This window comes from Acrocarpospora pleiomorpha (assembly GCF_009687885.1).
Lineage (GTDB): Bacteria > Actinomycetota > Actinomycetes > Streptosporangiales > Streptosporangiaceae > Acrocarpospora > Acrocarpospora pleiomorpha.
The window spans coordinates 1-25526 of sequence record NZ_BLAF01000053.1; the positions used below are offsets into that span (position 1 = coordinate 1).

The 25526-nt window shown below is 68.9% G+C and carries 22 protein-coding genes; 13 read left to right on the forward strand and 9 right to left on the reverse strand.

Features of this window, described 5'->3' with window-relative positions; genetic code table 11:
• The first annotated feature begins 161 nt into the window (after nucleotides 1–161).
• Complete coding sequence (locus Aple_RS36610; RefSeq protein WP_246265006.1) at nucleotides 162–1418, forward strand: EAL domain-containing protein; 1257 nt, start codon at nucleotides 162–164, stop codon at nucleotides 1416–1418.
• A 6-nt stretch (nucleotides 1419–1424) separates the two neighbouring features.
• Here the strand turns inward: Aple_RS36610 and Aple_RS36615 are convergent, their stop codons facing one another.
• From Aple_RS36615 to Aple_RS36625, 3 genes are all read right to left on the reverse strand, one after another.
• Nucleotides 1425–2153, reverse strand: a complete 729-nt coding sequence (locus Aple_RS36615) for a carbonic anhydrase (RefSeq protein WP_155349339.1) — start codon at nucleotides 2151–2153, stop codon at nucleotides 1425–1427.
• A gap of 66 nt (nucleotides 2154–2219) precedes the next feature.
• Nucleotides 2220–3065, reverse strand: coding sequence for an ATP phosphoribosyltransferase (hisG, locus tag Aple_RS36620; RefSeq protein WP_155349340.1), 846 nt, complete (start codon nucleotides 3063–3065; stop codon nucleotides 2220–2222).
• Between the two features lie 63 nt (nucleotides 3066–3128).
• Nucleotides 3129–3392 (reverse strand): phosphoribosyl-ATP diphosphatase, encoded by a 264-nt coding sequence (locus Aple_RS36625; RefSeq protein ID WP_155349341.1) that lies wholly within the window; start codon nucleotides 3390–3392, stop codon nucleotides 3129–3131.
• A 327-nt stretch (nucleotides 3393–3719) separates the two neighbouring features.
• Between Aple_RS36625 and Aple_RS36630 the strand changes: the two genes are divergently transcribed.
• From Aple_RS36630 to Aple_RS36640, 3 genes are all read left to right on the forward strand, one after another.
• Nucleotides 3720–4652 (forward strand): sugar ABC transporter substrate-binding protein, encoded by a 933-nt coding sequence (locus Aple_RS36630; RefSeq protein WP_170321849.1) that lies wholly within the window; start codon nucleotides 3720–3722, stop codon nucleotides 4650–4652.
• Nucleotides 4646–6193, forward strand: a complete 1548-nt coding sequence (locus tag Aple_RS36635; RefSeq protein WP_155349343.1) for a sugar ABC transporter ATP-binding protein — start codon at nucleotides 4646–4648, stop codon at nucleotides 6191–6193. The genes Aple_RS36630 and Aple_RS36635 overlap by 7 nt, the downstream gene beginning before the upstream one ends.
• 64 nt (nucleotides 6194–6257) lie before the next feature.
• The gene (locus Aple_RS36640; RefSeq protein ID WP_170321850.1) at nucleotides 6258–6926 is read left to right on the forward strand and encodes a FadR/GntR family transcriptional regulator; all 669 of its coding nucleotides are present in this window, start codon (nucleotides 6258–6260) and stop codon (nucleotides 6924–6926) included.
• A 65-nt stretch (nucleotides 6927–6991) separates the two neighbouring features.
• On the opposite strand, the gene Aple_RS36645 is transcribed toward Aple_RS36640, so the two are convergent.
• Nucleotides 6992–7822, reverse strand: coding sequence for an FAD binding domain-containing protein (locus Aple_RS36645; protein WP_170321851.1), 831 nt, complete (start codon nucleotides 7820–7822; stop codon nucleotides 6992–6994).
• A 184-nt stretch (nucleotides 7823–8006) separates the two neighbouring features.
• Between Aple_RS36645 and Aple_RS36650 the strand changes: the two genes are divergently transcribed.
• From Aple_RS36650 to Aple_RS36685, 8 genes are read left to right on the forward strand one after another with little or no spacing between them, the layout of a single operon-like run.
• On the forward strand, nucleotides 8007–9026 hold the full coding sequence (locus tag Aple_RS36650; protein WP_170321852.1) for an ABC transporter permease: 1020 nt from the start codon (nucleotides 8007–8009) through the stop codon (nucleotides 9024–9026).
• On the forward strand, nucleotides 9023–10438 hold the full coding sequence (gene hydA, locus Aple_RS36655) for a dihydropyrimidinase (protein ID WP_155349347.1): 1416 nt from the start codon (nucleotides 9023–9025) through the stop codon (nucleotides 10436–10438). The genes Aple_RS36650 and hydA overlap by 4 nt, the downstream gene beginning before the upstream one ends.
• A gap of 12 nt (nucleotides 10439–10450) precedes the next feature.
• A complete protein-coding gene (locus Aple_RS36660) occupies nucleotides 10451–11293 on the forward strand; it encodes a carbon-nitrogen hydrolase family protein (RefSeq protein ID WP_155349348.1) in 843 nt (280 codons plus the stop codon).
• A 23-nt stretch (nucleotides 11294–11316) separates the two neighbouring features.
• The gene (locus tag Aple_RS36665) at nucleotides 11317–12990 is read left to right on the forward strand and encodes a thiamine pyrophosphate-binding protein (protein ID WP_170321853.1); all 1674 of its coding nucleotides are present in this window, start codon (nucleotides 11317–11319) and stop codon (nucleotides 12988–12990) included.
• A gap of 21 nt (nucleotides 12991–13011) precedes the next feature.
• Nucleotides 13012–13500 carry a (2Fe-2S)-binding protein gene (locus Aple_RS36670; protein WP_155349350.1) on the forward strand — a complete coding sequence of 163 codons (489 nt, stop codon included), beginning with the start codon at nucleotides 13012–13014 and terminating at the stop codon, nucleotides 13498–13500.
• Nucleotides 13490–15844 carry a xanthine dehydrogenase family protein molybdopterin-binding subunit gene (locus tag Aple_RS36675; protein ID WP_246265007.1) on the forward strand — a complete coding sequence of 785 codons (2355 nt, stop codon included), beginning with the start codon at nucleotides 13490–13492 and terminating at the stop codon, nucleotides 15842–15844. The genes Aple_RS36670 and Aple_RS36675 overlap by 11 nt, the downstream gene beginning before the upstream one ends.
• The gene (locus Aple_RS36680) at nucleotides 15841–16461 is read left to right on the forward strand and encodes an SRPBCC family protein (protein ID WP_155349351.1); all 621 of its coding nucleotides are present in this window, start codon (nucleotides 15841–15843) and stop codon (nucleotides 16459–16461) included. The genes Aple_RS36675 and Aple_RS36680 overlap by 4 nt, the downstream gene beginning before the upstream one ends.
• Nucleotides 16458–17948, forward strand: coding sequence for a CoA-acylating methylmalonate-semialdehyde dehydrogenase (locus tag Aple_RS36685; protein ID WP_155349352.1), 1491 nt, complete (start codon nucleotides 16458–16460; stop codon nucleotides 17946–17948). The genes Aple_RS36680 and Aple_RS36685 overlap by 4 nt, the downstream gene beginning before the upstream one ends.
• 5 nt (nucleotides 17949–17953) lie before the next feature.
• Here Aple_RS36685 and Aple_RS53795 read toward each other — a convergent pair whose 3' ends face one another.
• Nucleotides 17954–19372, reverse strand: a complete 1419-nt coding sequence (locus Aple_RS53795; protein WP_281361646.1) for a serine/threonine-protein kinase — start codon at nucleotides 19370–19372, stop codon at nucleotides 17954–17956.
• 233 nt (nucleotides 19373–19605) lie between these two features.
• Between Aple_RS53795 and Aple_RS36695 the strand changes: the two genes are divergently transcribed.
• Nucleotides 19606–21159, forward strand: coding sequence for an isopeptide-forming domain-containing fimbrial protein (locus Aple_RS36695; RefSeq protein ID WP_218038686.1), 1554 nt, complete (start codon nucleotides 19606–19608; stop codon nucleotides 21157–21159).
• Nucleotides 21160–21434: 275 nt separating this feature from the next.
• Here Aple_RS36695 and Aple_RS36700 read toward each other — a convergent pair whose 3' ends face one another.
• From Aple_RS36700 to Aple_RS36715, 4 genes are all read right to left on the reverse strand, one after another.
• On the reverse strand, nucleotides 21435–22238 hold the full coding sequence (locus tag Aple_RS36700) for a hypothetical protein (protein WP_155349353.1): 804 nt from the start codon (nucleotides 22236–22238) through the stop codon (nucleotides 21435–21437).
• Nucleotides 22239–22359: 121 nt separating this feature from the next.
• Nucleotides 22360–23181 (reverse strand): glycoside hydrolase family 16 protein, encoded by an 822-nt coding sequence (locus Aple_RS36705; RefSeq protein WP_218038687.1) that lies wholly within the window; start codon nucleotides 23179–23181, stop codon nucleotides 22360–22362.
• A gap of 105 nt (nucleotides 23182–23286) precedes the next feature.
• The gene (locus Aple_RS36710; RefSeq protein WP_155349355.1) at nucleotides 23287–23559 is read right to left on the reverse strand and encodes a hypothetical protein; all 273 of its coding nucleotides are present in this window, start codon (nucleotides 23557–23559) and stop codon (nucleotides 23287–23289) included.
• 872 nt (nucleotides 23560–24431) lie between these two features.
• A complete protein-coding gene (locus Aple_RS36715; RefSeq protein ID WP_155349356.1) occupies nucleotides 24432–25241 on the reverse strand; it encodes a hypothetical protein in 810 nt (269 codons plus the stop codon).
• Nucleotides 25242–25526: the final 285 nt, after the last annotated feature.

The following is a 25526-nucleotide window of genomic DNA, read 5'->3' on the forward strand; positions in this document are numbered from 1 at the left end:
GGGTGGGAGATCCACCGCAGCCAACCAAATCAGAGGGCAGGGGGCGAAGCCCCTGGGACAAGGGTGGACGGGTTGGTATTCACCGCAACAAACGGGGAAATGTCGGTGAACTTCATTTCCTATAGCAGCTGCCGTACCTGCGAGGAGACCAGAATTCAAGGGTGTCGGTTCCCATTCCCCTCTCGGCGCCGGTCGCGACCTCTCCGCCGTCCGCGGAACATTCGCACTCCGGGCCGTTCACCGTGTCGGGGTACATCCCCGCCTGGTCCGCCGCCCCGGCCACCGGAATGCCGGGCAACGAGGACCCCCAGGCCAACACCAGTGGCCCCGCCGCCGTCTTCACGCCCGTCGTCGACCTCGACTCCGGCGGCGTGATCGCGGTCCAGGTCACCGCCGAAGGCCGTTACGGCGCGAACGCGACCGACATCACGGCCACCGTGCACGCCGTACAGGCCGCCACCGCCGAGGAAGCCCGGCTGCCGCTCGTGCTGTCCATCCCGGCCGCCGCCGTCATCGCGGGTTCCGCCGGGCTCGCCCCCCTGAACGAGGCCATGCGCGTCGGCGGCCGCCGCCCCCGCGAGGTCATTCTGGTCCTCGAGGGCGACATCCACGCCGAAGACCGCCCCCACCTGCTCGCGGGCATCGACGGCCTGCGCGCCGCCGGCTACCTGATCGCCTTCGGCGGCCTGGGAGTCAGCCAGCTCCCCCTCGACGTCCTGGCCGACACCTCCCCCTACGTCATCATGATCGGCACCCAGCTGGTCGACCGCATCCCCCGCGACGCCCGCCGGGGCGCCCTCGCCGAATCCCTGGTCACGATGGCCCGCGGCATCGGCGCCCACGTCCTGGCTCCCGGCATCCGCGACGAATCCCAGCTCGGCGCCATCCGGAGCTGGGGCATCCGCCTCGCCCAGGGCCCCCTCCTGGCCCCCCACGACTGGAAGCCCTCCCACGGCCGCGTCCACGTCCCCGTCCCGATCCCCGAGGCCACTCCGATGGCGGCCCTGCTCGGCCCTCGCGTCCAGGAGTTCCTCCTCCCCGCGATGACCGTCTCCCTGAACGCGAGCGCCGAAGACGTCGTCAACGCCTTCGGCTCGGAGTCGTCCATCACCAGCGTCATCCTGGTGGACGAGTACCAGCGCCCGCAGAGCATGATCGACCGCAGCCGTTTCCTGCTGTTCATGGCCGGCGCGTACGGCCACGCCCTGCACGCCAAGAAGCCCGCCCACCGCGTGGCCGACACAGCCCGCCTGGTCCCCAAGACCACGCCCGCCATCGCCGCCATGCAGCTCGCGGGCCGGGAGTCCGAACGCGTCTACGACGACCTGGTGGTGGTCGACGAGGTGGGCCGCTGCCTGGGCATCGTCCACGTCAGCGACCTGATCCGCCATGTCGCCAACCAGCCGGCGAAGGTCTGACACCGCTCACAGGAGCCGTGAAATCCGCCCGGTCTCCAGCGAGTAGTACGCCCCCACCACCCGCAACCCACCACTGCGGATCCTCGGCGCGAGCAGCGGATCCCGCGCGAGCTGCCGTGTCACGTTCACCGTGTGATCCCGCACCATGCTCTCCACCAGCAGCGGATCGACGATCACCCGCCCCCGCCCGGTCATCCGCGAATACGCGGGCTGCAGCGCCGTCACAATGTTCTGCATGCCACCCGGCAGCCGATCCCCCTTGCTGAGCGCCTGCGCCGCCGCCGTCACCGCCCCGCACCGCTGATGCCCCAGCACCACCACCAGCGACGCCCGAAGATCCTCAGGCCCGTACTCGATAGCGGCCGTGACCAGCGGATCCACCGTGTGCGCGGCCGTCCGCACGGCCAGCACGTCGCCCACGCCCGCGTCGAACACCATCTCCGGCGGCACCCGCGAGTCGATGCACGACACCACCACCGCGTACGGCGCCTGCCCGCCCGCCACCTCCAGCCGCCGCGCCACATCCTGGTTCGGGTGAATCGACCGCCCCGACGCCCACCGCTGGTTCCCGGCCATCAGCAGCCGCCAGGCCTCCTCCGGGGTGCGCGGCGCCCGCTCCGGCAGCAGTTCGGGCCGATCGCTCGACCCGACCGCCACTCCGCCGACGAACCCGGCGCCCGCCAGGAGCCCGCCCGCGAGCACCGCTCCGCCGTACAGGACCCGCCTACGTTTCACACGCGCGCCACTACTCACGGTGACAATTGTCCGCGCGCGAACCCGCGTTGTCCGCCGCTTCGCGAACTACAAGCGGCAGGCGTAGATATCGGTCACCAGGATGGCCTTCGCGCCCAGGTCCCAGAGCTGATCCATGATCGACTGGTGGCCCTTGCGCGGCACCATGGCCCGCACCGCCACCCAGCCCTCCCGGTGCAGCGGCGAAACCGTCGGCCCTTCCATCCCCGGCGTGATGTCGATCGCCTCATCGATCCGCTCAGCCCGGATGTCGTAGTCCATCATCACGTAGTCCCGCGCGACCAGAACGCCCTGCAACCGCCGCACGAACTGCTGGAATATGGGATTGTCCGCCGCCCCCACCTGCTTGATCAGCACCGCCTCGGACTTCGCGATCGGCTCCCCGAACACCTCAAGCCCGACATTCCTCAGCGTCGTCCCCGTCTCCACGACATCGGCGACCGCGTCGGCGACCCCCAGCCGCAGCGCCGTCTCCACCGCCCCGTCCAGCTTGATCACCCGCGCGTCCACGCCCTGGTCCGCGAGATACTTGCCGAGCAGTCCCGCGTACGACGTGGCGATCCGCTTCCCCATCAGATCCTCGACACCGGTGTACGCCCCCGGCGTCGACGCGAACCGGAACGTCGACCGCCCGAACCCGAGCGGCACGACCTCCTCCGCCGGAGCCCCCGAGTCGAACAGCATGTCCCGCCCGGTGATCCCGGCGTCGAGGGTGCCCTCCCCCACATACACGGCGATATCCCGCGGGCGCAGGAAGAACAGCTCAGTGGAGTTCTCGGGGTCGACGACCACCAGCTCCTTGCTGTCCTTCCGCGGCCGGTATCCGGCCTCTTTGAGAATGGTCTGGGCGGCCTCGGTAAGAGCACCCTTGTTCGGTACGGCTAGACGCAACATGATTCGCCCCTCGGCATCGGATCTTCACCTGGTTTACCTGGGTTGCCGGACTCACGCGGAGTCCTACAGATGCTTGTACACCTGGTCCAACCCGATTCCCCGCGCCACCATCAGCACCTGCAGGTGATACAGCAACTGCGAGATCTCCTCAGCAGCCCGATCCGCCGACTCGTGCTCCGCCGCCATCCACACCTCAGCGGCCTCTTCCACGATCTTCTTCCCGATGGCATGCACCCCAGCGTCCAGCGCCGCCACCGTCCCCGACCCTTCCGGCCTGGTACGCGCCCGCTCGGACAACAACGAGTACAGCTCATCGAAGGTCGTCATGATCCACTCTCACACTCACGGAATCTGCCAGGTCAACCCTAGCTTCCGTTTTCCCGATTCCGTGTGACCGTCCACGCTCCGAGACCCCATGTCGGCGCACGACAGCACATCACTCCAGAAAATTGGTCAGGCCAAATCTTGACAGGGCTACACCCCGGTGGCACGCTCAACCGCACCACCAACCGCCAACTAGCGACTCCCCTCCCTGGTCACTGGAGATAGATCATGCGTCGTTGGACAATCATAGCGGCAGGCGTCCTCTTCATCCTCCCCACCGCCTGCGCCACAGAAGAGACATCAACCGGAACTGGTAAGACCACTATCGGGATGGTGACGCAAGCGTGGGACAACCCCGCGATCAAGGACATGGCCGACGCCGCCATCGCGCAGGCCGGTAAGCACGCCAATGTGGAATTGTTGGCCCAGGACAGCGCCAACATGCAGGACATGATCAGCAAGGTGCAGACCATGATCTCCCGGAAGGTCGACGCCCTCGGCATCGAGCCGTGGGACAAACAGCAGATCATGCCGATGCTTCAGCAGGCCAAGCAGGCGAACATCCCGGTCTTCATCCTCCAGTCGGAGGTGCCCGGCACCCAGGGCAACGGCCTGGTCGTCTCCTCGCTCATCGGAAACGAGACCGAGGGCGGGAAGGTCGCCGGCCGGTGGCTCGGCGAGCAGCTCGGCGGATCCGGCCGCGTTCTCGTGCTGGAGGGGGCCCCGGCGGACACGCCGGGGATCGAGCGGGCGAACGGTTTCGAGCAGGGCCTGGCCGAGACCGCGCCGGACGCCAAGGTGGTCGCCCGCCAGCCCGCCGACTGGGCCCGGGACAAGGCCCTGCGGGTGACGACGGACCTGCTCACCGCCAACTCCGACATCGACGCCATCTTCGCCGACAACGACGAGATGGCGTTCGGAGCGCTGTCCGCCCTGCGTGCCCGCAAGCTGGAAGGCAAGGTGACCCTCATCGGCTACAACGGCACGTGCATCGGCCTGCAGGCGACCTACCAGGGCACCTTCGCCGCCGACGGGGTCCTGTTCCTGGACCTGATCGGGGCCGAGTTCATCGACGCGTCCCTGGCCACCATCAAGGGCGAGAAGGTTCCCGCCAAGATCGAGCCGCCCATCACGCTGCTGACGACCGCGCACCTCAAGGAGATCGAGCAGGGCGCGACGAGCGTGACGGTGAACGGCAAGCCGTTCGAGGTGGACGACCTGCTCCGGGCGCGCGTCACCAAGGCCATCTCGGGCACATGCTGATGACAGCGGCGACGCTCCTCAACGCCGTCGAGGTCAGCAAGACCTACTCCAGTCTCAGGGCGCTGGACAGGGTGAGCTTCACCCTCGAGCCGGGTGAGATCCACGCCCTGGTCGGGGAGAACGGAGCCGGCAAGTCGACCCTCATCAAGGTGCTGACCGGCGTGCACTCCCCCGACCACGACGGGGGGCGGCTGGAAGTCAACGGCGAGCAGACGGCCCTGCGCGATCCGCTGCACGCGGAGAAGCTCGGCATCTACGCCATCCACCAGCACCTGCCGCTGGTGGAAGGGCTGAGCATCCTGGAGAACTTCCTGCTGGGCGAGTCCCGGGCGGCGCGGCGCACGACGCGGTGGGGGATGCTCAACCGGCGTGGCGCCAGGCCCATCGTCGAGGAGGCGCTGGCGCTGATGGGGCTGGACTTCGACGTCACGACGCCGGTCTCCGCGCTGTCGGTGCCCGAAGCCCAGCTGGTGCAGATCGCCCGCGCGCTGGCCACCGACGCCAAGGTGCTGATTCTCGACGAACCCACGGCCTCGCTGACCGCGGCCGACCGTGACGCCCTGTTCGACCGCCTGCGGGACATGCGCGAACGCGGCGTGGGGCTGGTCTACGTCAGCCACCGCCTGGACGAGATCACCACGCTGTGCGACCGGGCCACGGTGCTGCGCAACGGCGCGGTCGTGGAACGGCTCGGCAAGGCGAACCTGGACGTGGGCTCCATGATCGCCGCGATGCTGGACCGGCCGGTCCAGGCGATGTACCCGCCGACGGCGGAGCCCTCCGGCGACGCCCCGGTGCTCACGCTCTCCGGCGCCGTGGTCGGCGCCGCGCCTCCGCTCTCGCTGGAGGTCCGGGCCGGCGAGGTCCTGGGCCTCACCGGCCTGGTCGGCGCCGGGATGGTGGAGGCCGCGGAGGCCCTGGCCGGCGTGCGTCCACTCGCCCGCGGCCGGCTGACCGTCGAGGGCAGGCAGATCCGTGTCTCCTCCCCCGCGCAGGCGATGCGCGAAGGGATCAGCCTCGTCCCGGAGGACCGATCGCACGCCCTGGTGGCCGGCATGAGCATCGAGCGCAACCTCGCGCTGACGATCGCGGCCTGCCCGACCGTGCGGGACTCGATCCGCGGCGCCGGCCCGGTGCTGCGGCGCCAGCGGGTACGGCGGGCGGCGCTGAAGGCGATCGGCGACTTCAACATCCAGCCCAGCGATCCGGCGGCGCCGGTGGGCGGGCTCAGCGGCGGCAACCAGCAGAAGGTGGTCATCGCGAAGGCGGTGGCGACCCGTCCGAAGGTGCTCATCCTGATCGAGCCGACGGCGGGCGTGGACGTCGGCGCGCGGGCGGAGATCTACGCCATCCTGCGCGAACTGGGCCGCACGGGCGTGGCCGTGATCCTGGTCAGCTCGGACGGCCAGGAGATCTGCGGCATGAGCGACCGGGTGCTCGTCTTCCGTCGCGGTACGGTGGTCGCCGAATTGCCCCGCGGGACGGACGAAAAGGAGATCATGCTGCATGCGACAACCTCCTCCATGCGTCCCGCGGTCTGATGCCGTGACGGCGCCCCCTCCTCGCCTCTCACATCCGCACCGGGCCTCCGGTAGCGTGAAGACCGTGTCGGGCCCTCTCCACGACGTGAAAGAGCATGTCGTCAACCTGATTCTGAACGGTGAGCTCTCCCCTGGAGACGCGCTGCCCGCCGAGCGGGAGCTCGCGACCCGGCTGGGGGTCTCCCGGCCGCTGGTCCGCGAGGCGCTGCGGAGCCTGGAGGCCGTCAACATCGTCGAGTCCAGGCGCGGCGCGGGCACCTACGTCACGGATCTGAGCCCGGAGTTCCTCCTGGCTCCGCTGAGCTACGCGTTCCGGCTGGTTCGCGGCTCGGAGATCGACCTGTTCGAGGTGCGGCGCTTCCTCGAACCGCAGGCCGCGGCGATGGCGGCGCTGCACCTGCCGGAGGACGATCTCAGCGAGCTCGACCAGTTGCTCGACGAGCTGGACGCCTCCGACCAGAGCACCTTCCCCGAGCTCGACATCGCCTTCCACGAGTGGATCGTGCGCCGCACGAACAACCGCCTGCTGCTCAGCGTGATCCGCGGCATCCGCGATCTGGAGTATCAGGTGCTCGCGGTGACCGCGACCAGCGCCGAGTCCCGGCTGCTGTCCGGCGTCGAGCACAGGACGATCGCCTCGGCCATCCGGGCCCGTGATCCGGAGCGGGCGAAGGCGGCCATGCTGCTGCACCTGGCCCGGGTGGAAGACCAGTTCCGCCCAGGCAAAGCCTGAGACACGCCACGCTCGCCAGGCCGGTCGCGAACCCGCGACCGGCCTGAGGCGTCCTGGTCAGACCGCTACTGCCTGGCCATCTCGGCGGCCCGCAGCACCATCGCGGCGAGCAGGCGAATCTTGGCCCGGTCCGCGACTCCCGCCTGCTCCGCGTCCCGTGACACGGCTCGCCTGAGTGTCTCGGCGTCGGCCGCCGGGTCCGCGGCCAGCGCCGACTCGGTCTCCGCGGCCCGGAACGGCCGGTCCGCCGCGCCGAACGCGACAACGCGCGGGCGTCCGCCGGGCGGCAGCAGGCAGGCGGCCCCGGCCTCGGCGAAGTCACCGTGCCGCTGCGCGAACTCGCGGAAACCCCAGCGCGTGCCCGGCGGGGGGATCTCCAGGGAGAGCCGTACCAGGATCTCGTCCTCTTCCAGCGCGGTGGACATGTATCCCCAGAAGAAGTCCGCCGCGTCCACGGTGCGGGAACCGGTGGCCGAGCGGACCTCGAGGCGGGCGTCGGCCAGGAGCATGGCGGCGGGCATCTCCGCCGACGGGTCCGCGTGGACCACGCTTCCTCCGACGGTGCCCCGGTTGCGGATCTGGTCGTGGCCCACCCAGGTCGCCGCGTGGGCGAGCAGGGGCCAGTCGCGCCGTACCAGGCTGGAGGAGGCGACGGTCGCGGTGGTCACCATGGCGCCCAGGGACAGGTGGGAGCCGGTCGCCTCCATCGAGGTGAGTTCCGCCACCCCGCCCAGGTCGATCAGCACCGGCGGCCGGACCAACCGGAAGTTCATCATCGGGATCAGGCTCTGGCCTCCGGCGATCACCTTGCCGCCGTCCTCGGCGGTCTCGGCCAGCAGGGTCGCGGCTTCGTCGAGCCCGGTGGGGGCGTAGTACTCCATCATCGCGGGCTTCACGGCGACCTCCAACATCTGGACTGACCAGTTTCTTGCCGGCTCAGGATAGATTCCCTGATGAAGACCCGCAAGATTCACCATTCATCAAGGATTGGTCAGGCCAATCGCTTGACTGGTTTCGAGGGTTTCTGCCAGGCTTCCTGGCATTCCCCTTGGTTCGACCCTCGGAAGGGCAGGAGGGCACGTGAAAACCCAACAGGCGCCGGGCGCGCACACGCGGGCTCCGGCACCGCCGGCCGGGCGCGCCGGCCGGATTCTGCGCGGCGCGCGATCCTCGGTCGGCGGAACGGCGGCGGCCCTGATCATCATCTGGATCGGCCTCACGGCGGCCGCCCCGAGTTTCGCCACCGTGTCGAACCTGCTGAACATCTTCCTGGCCGCCTCGACCCTGGCGATCATCGCCGGCGGGCTGACCCTGGCGCTCATCGCCGGGGAGATCGACCTGTCCCTCGGGTCGGTGGAGGCACTGGCCGGATCCCTGGCCGCCGTCCTCATCGTGACCGCCGGGCTGCCCTGGCCGCTTGCCCTGGTGCTCGGCGTACTGGCCGGGGCCGCGGTCGGCGGGGTGAACGCGTTCTTCACCAGCAAGCTGGGCGTGCCCTCGTTCGTCACCTCCCTGGCCATGCTCAGCGTGGCGGGCGGCGCGGCCTACCTGCTCACGCAGGGCACCTCGGTGTTCGGGCTGGGACCCCAGTTCGGCGCGATCGGGCAGGGCAGCCTGTTCGGCGTGCCCGCGCCGGTCCTGATCGCCGTGGTGATCCTGGCGGTGCTCGCCTTCGTCCTGCACCGCACCTCGTTCGGCCTGAACATCTACGCCGTCGGCGGCAACCCGGAGGCGGCCCGGCTGTCGGGGGTGAACGTCCGGCGCACCAAGGCGGTCGTGCTCGTGCTCAGCGGGAGCCTCGCCGGCGTCGCGGGCATCATCCTCGCCTCCCGGCTGGACGCCGGCTCGGGAACCGTCGGGGCGGCCGACCTCATGGCGGCGATCGCCGCGGTCGTGATCGGCGGCACGTCGCTCAACGGCGGGGTCGGGAGCATCGCCGGGACGGTCGTCGGAACCGTCCTGATCGCCAGCATCCAGAACGGGCTGGTGCTGCTGAACGTCACGGCCTTCTGGCAGCAGGTGGCGATCGGTTCGCTGATCCTCATCGCCGCGCTGCTCGACCGTCTTTCCAAGATCAGTACTAGAGGAGTCACCGCATGAGCGCCCCCGAACAGTCCGAGCTCCAGTCCCTGGACCTCATCATCCGCAACGGCATCGTCGTCAACGCGGAGTCGATGGGACAGCAGGACGTCGGGATCAAGGACGGCGTCATCGTCGCGGTCGGCCAGATCGACACCCCCGCCGCCGAGATCGTGGACGCCTCCGGATGCTTCGTGGCGCCCGGCGCGATCGACGTGCACACGCACTTCCACCACTGGGTGAGCTACGTCGGGTCGCACAACGCCGACGACTACGACACCGGCACCCAGGCCGCGGCCTCCGGCGGCATCACCACCGTCATCAACTACGCCTTCCAGGAGGAGGGCGAGTCGCTGCGCACCGCCGTCGACCGTGACCTGGAGCTGGCCGGAACCCAGGCGAACATCGACTACGGCCTGCACGTCGTCGTGACGAACCAGGCCGACACCGTGGTGAAGGAGTTCCCCGCCCTGGCGGCCGACGGATTCACCAGCGTCAAGGTCTTCGGCGCGGTGACCGGATTCCAGCTGCCCGACGCGGGCATCCTGCGGGTGCTGGAGGAGGCGGCGGCCAGCGGCATCCTCGTCAACGTGCACGCCGAGGACGGCGCCCTCATCGAGCACCTCACCCAATCCTTCCGCGACCGCGGGCAGACCGGCGTGGAATACCTGCCGCGGGCCCGGCCCGCTCAGGCCGAGGCGATCGCCACCCGGAAGATCGCCGAGTACGCGGCCTTCCTCAAGGCTCCGGTGTACTTCGTGCACCTGTCGACGGCCGCCGCGCTCGATGCGGTCCGCGAGGTGCGCGCCCGCTTCGACAAGATCTTCGTGGAGACGCGGCCGGTCTACCTCTTCCTTGAGGAGAGCGTCTACGAGCTGCCCGAGTCCGAGGGCAACAAGTTCGTGTGCCTGCCGCCGATCCGCTCCACCGAGGACAGCGAGGCGCTCTGGGAGGGCCTGCGGCTGGGCGACATCGACACCTACGCCACCGACCACGCTCCGTGGCGCAGCGAGCAGAAGCTGGCCGAGGCTCCGTTCTGGAAGATCCCCGCGGGCGTGTCCAACCTGCAGACCAGCGTGCCGATGCTGTTCTCCGAGGGGGTGCGCACCGGACGCCTGCACCCCTGCCGCTTCGTCGCCGTGACCTCCGCGAACCCGGCCAAGCTCTTCGGGATGTATCCGAAGAAGGGCGTCATCGCGGTCGGGTCCGACGCCGACATCGCCGTCATCGACCCGGGTGACGTGCGGGTGCTCACCGCCGATCAGATGCACTCCAAGGCCGACTACGACCCGTACGAGGGTTATGAGTGCCACGGCTGGCCGCGCTATGTCTACTCGCGCGGCGAGCTGGTCGCCGAGCGGGGGCGTGCCATCAGCCGCCCTGGCCGCGGGCAGCTCATCCGGCGGGGCCCCAGCTCCTTTGACACGGTCTGAGCGGGTGCTGACGTGGCTATCCTGACGGCGGCGCAGGTGCCCGCCGGAGGCGTCGACGCCGACGCGATCCACCTGGCGGGCCGGCACGATCTGATCGTGTTCCCCGAGATGGCGAACGTCCCCTACTTCCCGGTGGCCCCCGCCCTGCACGAGTGGCTCGCCGAAACCCTGGCCGGCCAGGACGAGGAGAGCCTGTTCTCCCCCTACCGCCGCCTCGCGCGGCGTACGGGCAGCTACGTCGTCGCCGGCCTGTGCCTGCCGGGTCCCGGCCTCACCCGCAACGCGGCGGTCGTCTTCGACCGGGCCGGGGAACTGCTTCCCGGCCGGGGCCTGCTGTCCGGCGACGCGACACTCGTCTACGACAAGACCCACCTGTGCAACGTCCGCCACTACGGTTCGGTCTTCCTCGAAGATCAGTATTTCCGGGCAGGCCCCGAACTGGTGGTGTGGGACCTCGACTTCGCCCGGATGGGCGTGCTCATCTGCTACGACCGGCACTTCCCCGAGGCATGGTCGACGCTGCGCGCCAACGATGCCGGCATCGTCGCCGTGCCCACGGCCTCACCGGCGGGGACGGCGCCGACCTTCCTCGCCGAGATGCAGGCGATGGCGCTGCAGCAGTCGGTGTACGCCGTCGTGGCGAACCGCGCAGGACCGGAATCACTGCCGGGGATCAGGACCACCGAATACCTGGGGCGGTCGGCCGTGTTCGGCCCCGACGGGTCCGTTCTGAACGTGGCCGGCGACGGCCTCTTCGAGCAGGCCCGCGCCCCGTACGACCCGGCGGCCCTCGACTCCGTCCGCGCGGCGATGGGGCTGGCCACGAGCCGGCGCCCCGCCCTGTACCAGATCTGATCATTGAACTTAGGAGAGCTCACGTGAGACGAGTGGCCGATGCCGTCGCCGAGACCCTGCGGGCCCAGGAGATCGACGTCTTCTTCATGCTGACCGGCGGCGACCCCGCGCTGTGGACCGCCCTTCAGCGCCAGGGCATCAGGATGATCCCCTGCCGGAGCGAGCAGGGCGCGGCCTACATGGCCGACGGCTATGCCAGGATGACCGGCCGCCCCACCTTCGTCTACGGCCAGCACGGCCCGGGGTCGGCCAACATCTCCTCGGCGCTCGCGGACGCGTACTGGGCGATGAGCCCGGTCGTCTCCCTGACCAGCTCGGTGCCGGCGGCGACCCGCGACCGCCACGAGTATCAGCTGCTGGACCAGCTGGCGATGCACCGCCCGGTGACCCACTGGGCCGGGGAGGCGCTCCGCGGCTCCCACGTGCGATCGATGCTGCTGCGCGCCATGCACGAGGCCACCAGCGCGCCCGGCCCCGCGCACCTGGACATCCCGCGCGACGTGCTGGCCGAGCCGCTGGAGGACGACGGCACGCCGGACGCCCCGGCGGCCACGCTGCGGGCCCCGCAGTACCGGACGGCTCCCGCGCCTGAGGCGGTCAAGGCGATCGTGGCGCGCCTGTCCGGCGCGCGCCGAGTCGTGATCATGGCAGGGTCCGGTTCCCGGGTCTCGGGGGCCGACCCCGAGGTGCGGCTGCTGGCCGAGGCCCTGCGTGCGCCGGTCGTCACCTCCATCGGCGGCAAGGCGTCCATCAGCGAGGCGCACCCGCTCGCGGTGGGCGTGGTGGGCCGCTACGCGGCCGGGGTGGCCAACGAGGTCGTGGACGAGGCCGACCTGGTGCTCGTGCTCGGCAGCCGGCTGGGCAGTGTGACCAGCGACTCCTTCACGATGTTCGCCGCCGCGGACCTCATCAGGGTCGACACCCGCTCGGACGCGCTGGACCCGTCGGCGGCCCTCAACGTGCTGGCGGACGTGAAGCTCACCGCCCAGGCCCTGCTCTCCGAGCTCGGCGCCGACCCGGGGGCCGCGCGGGACACCGCGTGGGTGGCCTCGGTGAGCGAGCGGGTCGCCGGGTGGCGCGAGAACGCGCTCAAGGCGCCCTCGACGGGGGGCCAGATGCACCCCCGCGAGGTGGTGTCCGCGCTGTCCGAGTCGCTCGCGCCCAGCGACGTCGTGGTCGCCGACACCGGCTACATGGCCGCCTGGGCCGGAGTCCTCTACCAGGCGCGTGCGGCGGGGACCACCTTCCTGCGGGCCGCGGGCTCGCTCGGCTGGGCGATCCCCGGAGCGCTCGGCGCCCAGCTGGCGGCGCCGGAGCGCCGGGTCGTCTGCGTCACCGGTGACGGCGGGACCGGCTACAACATCGCCGAGCTGGAGACCGCGGTACGGGTGGGCATCCCGGTCACGATCGTGGTGGTCAACAACGGCACCCTGGCCTTCGAGTACCACCTGCAGAAATACGTGGAGAAGAACGTCATCCCCGAGATCAACGACTTCTCCGACGTCGACTACGGAGCCGTCGCGCGCTCGCTGGGCGCGGCGGGCGTGCTGGTACGTTCCAAGGGCGAGCTGGATGACGCGCTGGCGACCGCGGCGCGGAGCGAGGCTCCCACGCTGATCGACGCCCGCGTCGACCGGGAGGCGATCGCCCCCGTCACCTCGTACGCGAAGCAGGGCATCGACCCGTCCACTCTCTGATCTGCGCTAAGGAGGCCGCCGATGCCTTACGTCCGCACCACCGTCAACGGCCAGCCGGTCGAGCGCGAGGTGGAAGCCCGCCTGCTGCTGTCCGATTTCCTCCGCCACGAGCTGGACCTGACCGGCACGCACGTCGGTTGCGAGCACGGTGTCTGCGGCGCCTGCACCGTGCTCGTCGACGACCGGCCGGTACGGGCCTGCCTGATGCTCGCCGTGCAGGCGAACGGCAAGCCGGTGCGGACGGTGGAGTCCCTGACCGAGCCGGGGCAGCCGCTCTCCCGCGTTCAGGCGGCCTTCAAGCGCAACCACGCCCTGCAGTGCGGGTTCTGCACCCCGGGAATCCTCATGTCGCTCACCGCGGTGCTGGAGGAGGAGGGACCTGTTTCGAAGGAGCGGGCGGTCGACGCCCTGCGCGGGCACCTGTGCCGGTGCACCGGCTACCGCACCATCATGACCGCGATCGACGAGATCTGCGCGGAGCCGAGGGAGGTGGGAGGCGGTGCCGGGTAACGTGGGGCGGCGGATGCCGCGGCTGGAGGACGACCGGCTGCTGCGCGGGAACGGGATGTATCTCGACGACATCCACCTGTCAGGCTCGCTGCACGCGCACTTCGTCCGCAGCATGCACGCGAACGCGCGGATCGCCGGCATCGACGTCGAAGGCGCCCGGCGAGCGCCGGGGGTGCGGCTGGTCCTGACCGGCCACGACCTCGGCGACCTGAACGGCCCGCTGCCGCTGCTGGGCCCGCACCCGAGCCTGCTGGCGCCGCGCACCCAGCGGCCGCTGGCGGTCGACCGGGTCCGGTACGTGGGCGAGGCCATCGTCATGATCGTCGCCGAGGACCGCTACCTCGCCGAGGACGCGGCGGACCTGGTCCAGATCGACTACGAGCCGCTGCCGGAGGTCGTCGAGTTCGGCGACGCCCGGCGCGGCGACCGGTTCGTGCACGACGACATCGCCGGCAACGTGGCCGCCGTCGTGTCGCAGGTCAGGGGTGATCCCGACGAGGTGATCAGGTCCGCGCCGCACACCCTCGCGCTGAGCCTGGACATCGAGCGCAGCTGCGGCAGCCCGCTGGAGGGCCGCGGCGTGCTCGCCGACTGGGATCCGCGCCGGCAGAAGCTGACCGTGTTCGATTCGACCCAGTCACCGGTCGCGATCCGCCAGGGGCTCAGCCGGATCCTGGACGTGCCGCTGGACCGGCTGGAGGTCTCCGCGCCCGACGTCGGCGGCGGGTTCGGAACCAAGATCATGCTGTTCTACCCGGAGGAGGTGCTCGTTCCCTACGCCGCGCTGCGGTTGAGCCGGCCGGTGAAGTGGACCGAGGACCGCTGGGAGCACTTCATCAGCGCCAACCAGGAGCGGGGACAGCATCACGAGGCCGTCGTGGCCTTCGATGACGACGGGCGGATCCTGGCGGTGACCACCGATTTCGATCATGACACCGGCGCCTACGTTCCGTACGGGATCGCCGTACCAGCCGTCACGGGAACACACCTGCCCGGACAGTACGACATCGCGCACTACCGCTACAGCGGCCGGGTGCTCTACACCAACAAGCCGCCGGTGAGCCCCTACCGGGGCGCCGGCCGGCCGCAGGGCGTCTTCGTCATGGAGCGCCTGATCGGGGCGGTCGCCAAGCGGCTGGGCACGGAGCCGTGGCGGGTGCGCCGCGCCAACCTCATCCCGTCCAGCGCGTTCCCGTACGACACGGGGCTCGAACTGCACGACCGCAGCCGGGCGATCTACGACAGTGGCAGCTACGTCGAGGGCTTCGACCGGATGCTCTCGCACGTCGGCGTCGAGGCGTTCCGGGAGCGGCAGCGCGCGGCGCGGGCCGAGGGCCGCCACCTCGGGCTGGGCATGGCCACCTATGTCGAGGGCACCGGGGTCGGCCCCTATGAGGGCTGCGCCGCGACGCTGAACAGCAGCGGGCGGATCGTGCTGGAGGTGTCCGTCCCGTCCCAGGGGCAGGGCCATGCCACCACCTTCGCCCAGATCGCCGCGGACGTCATCGGCTGCGCGGCCGAGCGGGTTCACGTGGTCACGGCGGCGGGCGGCCCCACCGCGGTCGGCCACGGCACGTTCGGCAGCCGGGCCGCGGTGATGAGCGGCAACGCGGTCGCCGCCGCCGCCCAAGCGCTGCGGACGAAGATCCTCGCGGCCGCGTCGGTGCTGCTCGAATGCGCCGCGGAAGACCTGGAGACCAGGGACGGGAACGTCTTCGTGCGCGGTGCCGAGAACGCCCGGGTGAGCCTGGCCGACATCGCGAGCGGCGCCAACCCCATCCAGTACCCCGGCACGGACAGACCCACCCCGTGGGTCTCCCGGGAGCCCGGCTCCGACGCGCCCGTCTCGCTGTCGGCCACCGAGTACTTCCGCAGCGGTCAGTGGGTGTTCGGCAGCGGGGCCCACGGCGTGCTGGTGGAGGTCGATCCGGGCACGGGACGGGTCACCATCGACCAGTACGTCGTCGTCCACGACTGCGGGCGGGTCATCAACCCGCTGGTCGTGGACGGCCAGGTGGTCGGCGGGCTGATCCAGGGCATCGGCGGCGCGCTGCTGGAGCGGCTGACCTTCGCCGACAACGGCCAGCCCACCACCACCAGCTTCCTCAACTTCCACCTGCCGACCGTCGACGACCTGCCCCCGCTGATCCTCGACCATCTGGAGACCCCCTCGCCTTGGAACCCGCTCGGGATCAAGGGCACGGGAGAGGCGGGCATCATCCCGGTCGCCGCGGCGATCGCCGAGGCCATCGAGGACGCGCTGTCCCCGTTCGAGTTCCCCGTCACCTCGATGCCGCTGTTCCCGGCGGAGATCCGTACCGCTATCGATAGGACCGAGCCGTGAACCTGGAGCATAGTTTCGATATTTTGGCGGAGCCGGATGTCGCCTTCGCCTACCTGATGGACGTAAACCGGGTGGCGGCCTGCGTACCGGGCGTGAGTCTGCAGGAAGAGCTGGGCGAGAACACCTACCGGGGCACCCTGAAGGTCAAGGTCGGTCCCGTCACCGTGAAGTACGGCGGCATCGCCCGCATCATCTCGGCGGATCCGGTCACCAGGGTCGCCGCGATCGAGGCGGAGGGCGAGGAGAGCGGCGCCGCCGGGTCGGTTCGCGCCAAGGCCACGATGTCGGTGGCGGCGACGGCCACCGGATCGCGCGTCACCGTGAGCACGGATCTCGCGCTCACCGGTCGCGTCGCCACCATGGGCAAGGGAGTGATCGAGCAGGTCGGCAACCGGATGGTGGCCCAGACCTCCGAGCGGATCGAGCAGGCCATCCTGGAGTCGGTCGCGAGTTCTCCGGCGGTGGACGTCGCCGGTCCGCCGGCTTCCGCCAGGGACGGATCGGCGCTGCGGTTGATGCCGTTGCTGGGATCCCTCATCGCCGACTGGGTCCGCCGGACCTTCGGAAAGATCTTTGGTGCCCGCGCGAGCCGCACTACTCCCGGGGAGCGGAAATGACGCACACGACGCACTGGATCGACGGCAGGCCGTGGGGCGGCGCCGGCGAACGGCGCGGCGAGGTTTTCGACCCCGCGACGGGTCAGGTGACGGGACGCGTCGATCTCGCGTCCCCCGCCGAGGTGGACGAAGCCGTCGCCGCGGCGGCCAGTGCCTTCCACGTTTGGCGTGATGTGTCGCTGACCAGGCGCACGCAGGTGATGTTCGCCTTCCGGGAGTTGCTCAACGCCCGCAAGGAGGAGCTGGCCGCGATCATCACCGCCGAGCACGGCAAGGTCCTCGCCGACGCCCTGGGCGAGGTGACCCGCGGGCTGGAGGTGGTGGAGTTCGCCTGCGGCATCCCTCACCTGATCAAGGGCGGTTTCTCGGAGAATGTATCGACGAGGGTGGATTCGTACTCGATCCGCCAGCCGCTCGGCGTCGTGGCCGTCATCTCTCCGTTCAACTTCCCCGCCATGGTGCCGATGTGGTTCCTTCCCGTCGCCATCGCCGCCGGCAACACCGTCGTGCTCAAGCCCAGCGAGAAGACCCCCGGCGCGGCCGACTTCATGGCCGCGCTGTGGAGCGAGGCGGGGCTGCCCGACGGCGTGCTCAACGTCGTGCACGGCGACAAGGTGGCGGTGGACCGGCTGCTCGACCACCCCGACGTCGAAGCCGTCTCGTTCGTGGGTTCGACGCCGATCGCGAAGTACGTCTACGAGCGGGGCACCCGGGCAGGCAAGCGGGTCCAGGCGCTCGGCGGCGCGAAGAACCACATGGTGGTGCTCCCCGACGCCGACCTCGACCTGGCCGCCGACGCCGCGATCAACGCCGGCTTCGGGTCGGCGGGAGAGCGGTGCATGGCGATCTCCGCGCTGGTGGTCGTCGAGCCGGCGGCCGGCGCGCTGATCGCCAAGATCGTCGAGCGGATGGCGCGGCTGCGGATCGGCGACGGCCGGCACGGCTGCGACATGGGGCCGCTGGTCACCCTGGCGCACCGCGACCGGGTGGCCTCCTACCTCGACGCGGGCGTGGCGGCGGGAGCGGAACTCGTGGTGGACGGCCGCGAGCAGGGCATCGACGGCGACGAGCGGGGTTTCTGGCTCGGCCCGACGCTGTTCGACGGGGTCACCGCGGAGATGCCGCTCTACACCGACGAGATCTTCGGGCCGGTGCTCTCCGTGCTGCGGGTGCCGACGTACGAGGCGGCGCTCGACCTGGTGAACGGCAACCCGTACGGCAACGGCACCGCGATCTTCACCAGGGACGGCGGCGCGGCCCGGCGTTTCCAGCACGAAGTCCAGGTCGGCATGGTCGGGATAAACGTGCCCATTCCCGTGCCGATGGCCTACTACTCGTTCGGCGGCTGGAAGCAGTCGTTGTTCGGCGACTCCCACGCGCACGGCACCGAGGGCGTGCACTTCTTCACCCGCGGCAAGGTCGTGACCTCCCGCTGGCCCGACCCGAGCCACGGCGGAATCAACCTCGGCTTCCCCACCCAGGACTGATTCAGTCACTCGGTTTCGATGGGCAGGCCGTCGAAGAGCCCGAGACTGGGAATGTCTATGTCCGCCTTCACAGCCGTCGTCTGTACGTCCGTGAAGGAGTTGTAGAAGGGGGCGGTCTCCCCTTTCTTCCACCGCTTGTCGTAGAGGGGCGAGCACAGGCAGCCGTTCTGGTTCGCCGTGGCGTGCCTTACACCGTTGACGGTGTCGATCAGCACGACGCCATCGGTGCTGTACTGGAAAGGACCGTTCGACGACTGTCCGAAAACGTTGCCCGGTTCCCATATGCCGGCGGGGTCGGTCGGCTCGTACCTCACCGACCATTTGACCGTCACGGTCTTGCCGGCCCGACGTAACGAGTCGATCCGCACGTGCAGGTTGTAACCGTTCCGGGACACGACACGCTGTGCCAGCGGATCGCCATCCGTGGTTTGGTCGAGCACTCCGCCCGACCGCAGCACGGCCAGCAGCACCGCCACCACCGCCACGGCGGCCAGGACCGCCGCCGCGGCGACCCACCTCTGCCGCTGCCGCCGCATTCGCAGCGCGTCGGCGGCGAGGCTCGTCGCAGGTCCTTCGACCGGGTCCCAGATGTCGCTGACGACCTCGGTGGCGGTCTCGATCGCCACCTTCTCGCGGCCGAGCAACCGGTCCAGGACCTGCTGCGCGGTAGGGCGCCGGGTGGGGTCCTTGTCCAGGGCGCGTTCCACGAGAGGCAGCAGCCGGTCGTCGAGCCCGTCCAGCCGTGGCGTGTTGTGCACGATCCGATACAGCAGCTCGGCGGCGCCGCCGACGCCGAAGGGCGGGCTGCCGGTGCCCGCGTAGGCGATCACGCCCGCCCAGGCGAACACGTCGCTCGCGGCTGTCACCCGCTCCCCCGTGGCGTGCTCGGGTGACATGTACGTGGGGGTGCCGATCACGGACTGGGTGCCCAGGGTGTCGGCGAGCTGCGCGATGCCGAAGTCGATGACCCGCGGGCCGAGCGGGCTGAGCAGAATGTTCGAGGGCTTCAGATCGCGGTGGACGACGTCGGCTTGGTGGATGGCGACGAGCGCGGTGGCCACGCCGACCGCGAGCGCCTCCAGGTTGGCGCCGGTCATCGGGCCCTGCGCCTCGACCACGGCGGCCAGGTCGGGACCCTCGACGTACTCGGTCACGAGGTACGCCTGCCCGTTGTCCACCCCGGCGTCCAGCACGGGGGCGGTGCAGAAACGTGCCACCCGCCGTGCCGCCTCGGCCTCCTTCTGGAAACGCCGCTGGAAGTTCACCTCGGTCGCCAGCTCTGGACGCATCACCTTCAAGGCGACCCGCCGCCCCGAAGTGTCATTCGCCAGATACACCATCCCCATGCCGCCTCCACCCAGCCTCCGGAGGAGGGTGTAGGGGCCGATGGTTCTCACAGGCGTGGCTGTGGCGTCAGCATCCATGAGGGCCAGCCTTTCGGATCTCCAGATCGACGGCAACGTCGGTTGACCGCGCACTCGCTCTGCCAGACCCTCGAGCAGTTCGCTCACAAACAAGATCGTGCCAAATATCGGCAGAGCGGTACGTGTCACATCCCCTCCGGTGATCCCCTCACGCGAATCTGCGGTGTGGTGCCAGCGCCGAGCCTCCGGCGCTGGTGGACGGACGCAGTCCGCCCATCGAGAGGAACATCATCATGAAGCACATCCGCAGGATGCTTTACCCCGTCGCCGCCCTGGCGGCGACAGCCCTGCCCCTGACCCTGCCCGACGCGGCGCTGGCCGGCACCGCATCGACCCAGGCGCACGCCAGCCCAGCCCGCCTAACCACGCGGACCGCACCGGATCCGGCTACCTGTCCGGAGCGAGTGGCGTTGGCCAACGGCGGTTTCGAACGGCCCGTCGTCACCGGCGGGGCGTGGGCTTCGTTCCCCGATGCCTCGCAAAGCGGCGCGAACGCGGTGCCGGGCTGGCGGACGACCTCCACCGATCATCTGATCGAGATCTGGAGCACCCGGATGGGCGTCCCACCCGTCCAGGGACAGCAGTTCGCCGAGTTGAACGCCACCCAGGTCGCGACCCTGTACCAGGACCGCCCGACCACGCCCGGGCAGAAGCTGTACTGGCGACTGTCCCACCGCGGCCGTCTCGGAACCGACACACTGGCACTGGACATCGGCGATCCCGCGGGCCCGGCCCAGCAGGCCATCATGTCCGACGGCGCCACGAAGTGGGGCACCTACTCCGGCACCTACACCGTGCCCGCCGGAATGACGACCACCAGGTTCGCCTTCCGCTCCGTCTCCGCCGCCGGGGGAAACCCCACCTACGGCAACTTCCTCGACGATGTCTTCTTCGGGACAGCGCCGTGCGTGATCGTGAGCAAGACCGCGAGCCCGCAGGGGCCGCTGGACGTCGGCGAAGAGATCACCTACCGGCTGACCGCGGTCAACAAGGGCGGCGGCGCGGCCGACAACGTCCGCCTCACCGACACCGTCCCGGCGGGCACCACCTTCGTACCCGGCTCACTCCAGGTCGTCGACGGCCCCAACAGCGGCGCCAAGACCGACCAGGCCGACGACGACCAGGCCGACTTCGACCCCGCCACCGGCAAGATCACCATCACGCTGGGCGACGGCGCGACCGCCGCGGCCGGAGGCCAACTGCCCAACAGCGACGCCCTGCCCGACGGCACCACCGTCGAGTTCCGGGTCAAGGTCGGCCGGGCCGCCGCAGGTAAACAGGTCACCAACCAGGGCACGGTCACCTACGAGAACCGCCTCGGCCCCGACCCCGAGCCACTGACCTCCACCAGCGGCGACACCGTCACCGAGATCAACCCGGCCGTCGACCTGAGCGTGGTCAAGACCGCCGAGCAAACCCGCGTCACCGCCGGCGGAATGATCAGCTACCACCTGGCCGTCCACAACGCTGGCCCGAACGACGCCACCGCCGTCATGGTCAAGGACACACTCCCAACCGGACTCACCCTCCTGTCCGCAACACCCTCCACCGGCACATACGCCGACGACACCTGGACCATCGGCACGCTCGCCGCCGACACCACAGCCACCCTGACCATCCGAGCCAAGGCCACCACAGTCGCCGAAACCACCAACACCGCCACCGCAAGCGGCAAGGAACTGGACCTCAACCCGTCCAACAACAGCGACAGCGTCAAGGTCTGCGTCGACCCCGCACCCGCCTGCCCGTACTGCACGCCGCAGGAGGCACGGAAGAAGGAAAGCTGACCTGCTGAAACCCGGTCAGGCCACTCACCTGACCCCCGCCTTGCCGCGAATCACCCGCGGCAAGGCGGCATCACGCACTGCCTCTATGGCGTAACGGAAACTGCAACCACAATCGCAACCAGAGACCGCGACAGGCCGCTCTCCAAGTGGAGAACGCCCTGGGCAATCAGTGGTGGCGGACCGCTGAACCCTGGAGGGCCACCAAGGGTCGATTTGGAATGATCTGTGACGTGCGTTACGAGTTTCGCACGATGATCGGCGCGCGGCCGCCGAAGTTACGTCGGAATGTCGAATGTGGCGACGATGGCTATCTTGAGTTTCTCGATCTCTTCGGGCATGTAACCGTCTTTCTCGGCCTCTGAGTGCAGAGCGTGCGACCGCCGATATTCATTCAGCTCCGCTGCCTGACTCTCCGTGACCAGCGCGATCATATTGCGCCAGACCAGGCCTTGGGACCCGGTATACGCGATGCCACGACTGCCGGAGAGAAAGCAACCGTCGGAAGGCGTGGGTGTGATGTCACCGGCCGGGTAATAGCGGCCATTCCCCGGATTTCCTTCTAGATCGTGCGAGATGGGAAGGGGGACGCCGAGAAGATAGAGGGACTTGCCCTCGGGGATGGAACCACGAATGGTCCCGGCGATGTTCAGTTGTGGACGACCGTTCTCATCGCTGAGCGCGTAGCCCGCCTCCCGCAGCACGGGCGGAGCGTTCACTTGGGATGTGGTGACCCGTTTGGCGTTCGGACCCAATTGGTCCAAGCAGTTCTGCGGTGGTGCTGAAGGGCTGGTAGTGGGTGTGCTCTCAACGACATCAGGAGCTTCAGGAATGATCTGACCTGCCGCCAGAGCCACTCCAACCAGCAGGCTGAGACCTCCGAGCAACCTCGAAGATTTCTGTGCCTTGAGCCACTGCAATGGCGTTTTCGAGTCTTCCCGCGGCCAAAGGAAGGCGAAGACGCACAGGGCGATACCGGCCACGGCGACGGCGGCGACCCCCAGCAGATTCGGCTGACGTGTTTGGTAGACGATTAAGTAGGCGATCACGCCGCCGAGGCACAGGAGCGCGACAAGAAGCATGAGCAGGATTCGCGCAATTTTCCTCGCGGGTCCTGCGTAGACAGAGGTTAATCGCCGACGGGGCATGCGTCGAGGCCCGCCTTCCGTGTTTCACTTCCCGGCTTGGGGCAAGTCGGTTGTCTTATCGAGTTGAGAGCGGCGTCGTCGGATCGATTGACGACGGCTCCGGTTTCCGCTCTGATCCGGGGAGCCGATATACCTTGACCCAGTCGACATACATGGTGACGTGATCGGGCGTCTGGGCGTTCCGGCAAGGCGCCCACATGTTGCATCCCCAGTCGTTCTGAAGGGTGAGATGCATGTGTGAGGTCTTGGGGATGAGCTTCGGATCGGTCACAACCCAGCTCTTCTTGCCGTCGACCCAGTAGGTCACTTTCGTCGGCAGCCATTCAACTGCCACCGTGTGCCAGCGGGTGAAGTCGCCCTTGAAGGTGTGCCCGCGTTTGGTGTTCTTAGGGCCGTTGTGGATGTAGTGCATGGCCTTATCGCGAGCGGACCAGGGGACTTCGATGATGTCGATCTCACCGTCGGCCGGCCATCTCTCGGTTTTCGGCCACAGCAAGATGACCGGTGAGTAGCCGGCGCCTCGCTCGCTCCGGAAACGGGCCTCCCAGCGGCCGTACATCTGGTTGAGGCGCATCGCCATGCCGCCCGAGACGTCTTTGCCTCCGGCGTTGAATCCGCCGGTCAGTTCCACTTTGCCGTTTCGGACGCGCACCGCGCCCTTCGACCGTGGCGGCGTAGCATTCGGGGAATCGTAGACATACCACGACTTCGTGTTAATCTTCGTGCCGCTGAAATTCTCGACCAGAATCGGCTTGCCCCATTTGATCGGCTTGGCGGCTGTGTCTTCGCCCTGAAGTAAAAGGCCCTTGGCCGTGGCCGAAGCCGGCTGTCCTGTCGCGCTCGTCGCGGTGATCAGGAGAATCATCCCCAGCGACATCGCAATCCTCGGCCATTTCATGAAGCGCCCCCTTTGGATAGCCTGACCTAACCCCAACCCGGTTGGAGTTCCAGATATGCTGTCACAGCTGGCATGACCCCCTCATTAGTCTGCCCTATTTTTCGCACATGGTGCCAGATCAAAACAATTAGTGATCGATGTTGCGGAAGTTGCGATTGGTAAATCGAATGGCCGATTGTCGCCATTCGGTCTCTTTGGGTTCTCGTGATCCGGCCCTCGCTGCCCTGCGGTCAGCGGTAACGCGAAAGTTGTCATCGCGGCGAGCAGGAACCAAGCTGATGCGATGCTGCCGGTCAGGTCGGTGAGAAGGCCCAGAGCCGGTGGGGCCACGATGACGGCGATCTGGTTGGCGGCCATGGCCAGGCCGAGGGTGAACCCTGTACTCCCGGGGGTGCCGCTTCCGCGGCGCGGATGAGCCGTCTGGATCGGGCTTCAGAGAACTGCAACTGGAAACGATCACAGGGTACCTCCCCGAAGGGAAACGCCCTGCTCAAGAGTGGAGCCGCCTTGGGGAATCGAACCCCAGACCTACGCATTACGAGAGCTCGTATTGGCTTCCTGCGGTGGTCCGCTCGTGTCCGTCCGTAGCCATCGTTGCAGGTCAACGGATTCCCGGCCGAGCGCGCACAGGCGCGGACATCAGCGGAATGCAACGGGAACTGCAACGGGACCACCCGTAACCGTACGCCAGCGATGGCGGCCGCCCCTATGGGTGGGTTAGCCTCCGTGACCTGTAACGGCTTGCCCTCATCGACCTCGATAACACTCTGACCTGCTGAAACGTCATGCGGCTCGGCGAGGCGGCAAGCCTGCTGGTCACTGAGCTGCCGCCGATGGCCGGCACCCGCGTTATCGGCGACCTGCACCTCGGGCCCGCGGTGACCAAACGCAGCAAGGGGCGCACGGTGTTCATCAACCGGCGCACGCTGCGCAGCCTGCACCAGTACCGGGAGATTGAACGCGACGAGTTGATCCTCCGCCGCCGGGCTGAGGGCGTCTATGACGCTTTCCCTGGGCCACTGCTGGTTCGCGGCACAGGACCTTGTGCGCTGACCCTGTCCGACAGCCAGCGCGCCTGGCCGCACGGACTGATCGACACGGCATCCCGCGCCCGGCTGATGAGGGAGCGGGACGGACGCGCGGTCGAGCCGTTGGCGCTGTGGCCGGGCGACAACGGCCTGCCCCTGGCACGAGCGACCTGGCAATCGGCGTTCACTCCGCTCGTCGGGCTACATCCCGCGGTCGGTTCGGAGTGGCTCTGCGGACGGCTCGTCGGCCAGGGGTATGCGGGCGGCTTCGGGGCGGCCTCCATCGAGAATCTTCCCGAGTTCAGCCTGCGCACCGTCGCCGACCAGGGACGGATTCTCCTCGATCAGCGCCGTGATGGCGGACCGGAGCTGTTCCACGGTGAGCGCCTCCACCATGCTGTCCACTTCCAGAAGGCCGTTGACATCTTCGATTTGGGCTTCCCGGAGGATTCTCAGCTGCTCCTCGCTGTACAACCGAGTCACAAGGGCCGCCAGGAAGCGGTTGCGCGCTTCCTCGGTGCTCATGCTGGCCTGGCACGCCTGGAGAGCGGCGACAACTTCCTGCCTCTCGGTCGACGGTGCGGGCTCTGCCGCCGCGGCCTGCTCGGCACGTCCGGCCGGCCAGCCGGGCCGGCGGGATCTGAGCCAATTCCATGTCGACATCACAGTCGGTGCCGCCTGCTCGGCCAGCCATCTCGTCACGTGCGGTCTGGCTTTGTCCGCGGCGGCGTCGGCACCGGCGATGAGCAGGTTGCCGAGCAGGCCGATCGCGTGGTCCGACAGCGACGGCTCCTCGCGTGCCACCGGTCCGCTAGATGGGCTCGATTCCATGTGGTAGACGAACACCACCTGCGGATCGTCGTCGTCTTCGTCGATGTCGCTCAGCGTGACGTGCCCGAGCTTGTTGGTTTTGTCTTCGCGAGTCAGGGGGCTGTACTCGCCGGGTTTCTTCTGCGACTTCGAGAGATGCGATCCGTCGTCGTACTCAACCCACATCTTCTTCTTTGGCATTCGCCACCGCCGTCCCCAGTCCCGATTCAAATTCGCAAGTTTATTGCCCGGGAAGCACCGCTGTCTTGGGCCGACTGTGTAGGTGCGCGGTGCCGTTTGGCCCAGCGTGAGCGGTCCGCCCAGGCAGGGTGGGCGTCGGCGTGCCCGAGCGCGTCCTGTCCTCGCCGAAGCTGCCAATGTACGTATACATGACCAGCGCCGTCACCGAGCCGGCCCCGGTCTCGCAGGCCTGAAGGCCATCGGGATCCTGCTGCTATTCATGACCGCCCAGGGACGGTGTTAGCA

What these genes read in the sequence shown, in the direction of transcription:
- Aple_RS36705 (WP_218038687.1), bottom strand. Translation starts at nt 23,181, where the DNA reads ATGTCGCTGGGGATGATTCTCCTGATCACCGCGACGAGCGCGACAGGA.
- Aple_RS53795 (WP_281361646.1), bottom strand. Translation starts at nt 19,372, where the DNA reads ATGGATGCTGACGCCACAGCCACGCCTGTGAGAACCATCGGCCCCTAC.
- Aple_RS36700 (WP_155349353.1), bottom strand. Translation starts at nt 22,238, where the DNA reads ATGCTTCTTGTCGCGCTCCTGTGCCTCGGCGGCGTGATCGCCTACTTA.
- Aple_RS36710 (WP_155349355.1), bottom strand. Translation starts at nt 23,559, where the DNA reads ATGGCCGCCAACCAGATCGCCGTCATCGTGGCCCCACCGGCTCTGGGC.
- Aple_RS36625 (WP_155349341.1), bottom strand. Translation starts at nt 3,392, where the DNA reads ATGACGACCTTCGATGAGCTGTACTCGTTGTTGTCCGAGCGGGCGCGT.
- hydA (WP_155349347.1), top strand. Translation starts at nt 9,023, where the DNA reads ATGAGCGCCCCCGAACAGTCCGAGCTCCAGTCCCTGGACCTCATCATC.
- Aple_RS36630 (WP_170321849.1), top strand. Translation starts at nt 3,720, where the DNA reads ATGGTGACGCAAGCGTGGGACAACCCCGCGATCAAGGACATGGCCGAC.
- Aple_RS36670 (WP_155349350.1), top strand. Translation starts at nt 13,012, where the DNA reads ATGCCTTACGTCCGCACCACCGTCAACGGCCAGCCGGTCGAGCGCGAG.
- Aple_RS36635 (WP_155349343.1), top strand. Translation starts at nt 4,646, where the DNA reads ATGCTGATGACAGCGGCGACGCTCCTCAACGCCGTCGAGGTCAGCAAG.
- Aple_RS36715 (WP_155349356.1), bottom strand. Translation starts at nt 25,241, where the DNA reads ATGCCAAAGAAGAAGATGTGGGTTGAGTACGACGACGGATCGCATCTC.
- Aple_RS36695 (WP_218038686.1), top strand. Translation starts at nt 19,606, where the DNA reads ATGAAGCACATCCGCAGGATGCTTTACCCCGTCGCCGCCCTGGCGGCG.
- hisG (WP_155349340.1), bottom strand. Translation starts at nt 3,065, where the DNA reads ATGTTGCGTCTAGCCGTACCGAACAAGGGTGCTCTTACCGAGGCCGCC.
- Aple_RS36685 (WP_155349352.1), top strand. Translation starts at nt 16,458, where the DNA reads ATGACGCACACGACGCACTGGATCGACGGCAGGCCGTGGGGCGGCGCC.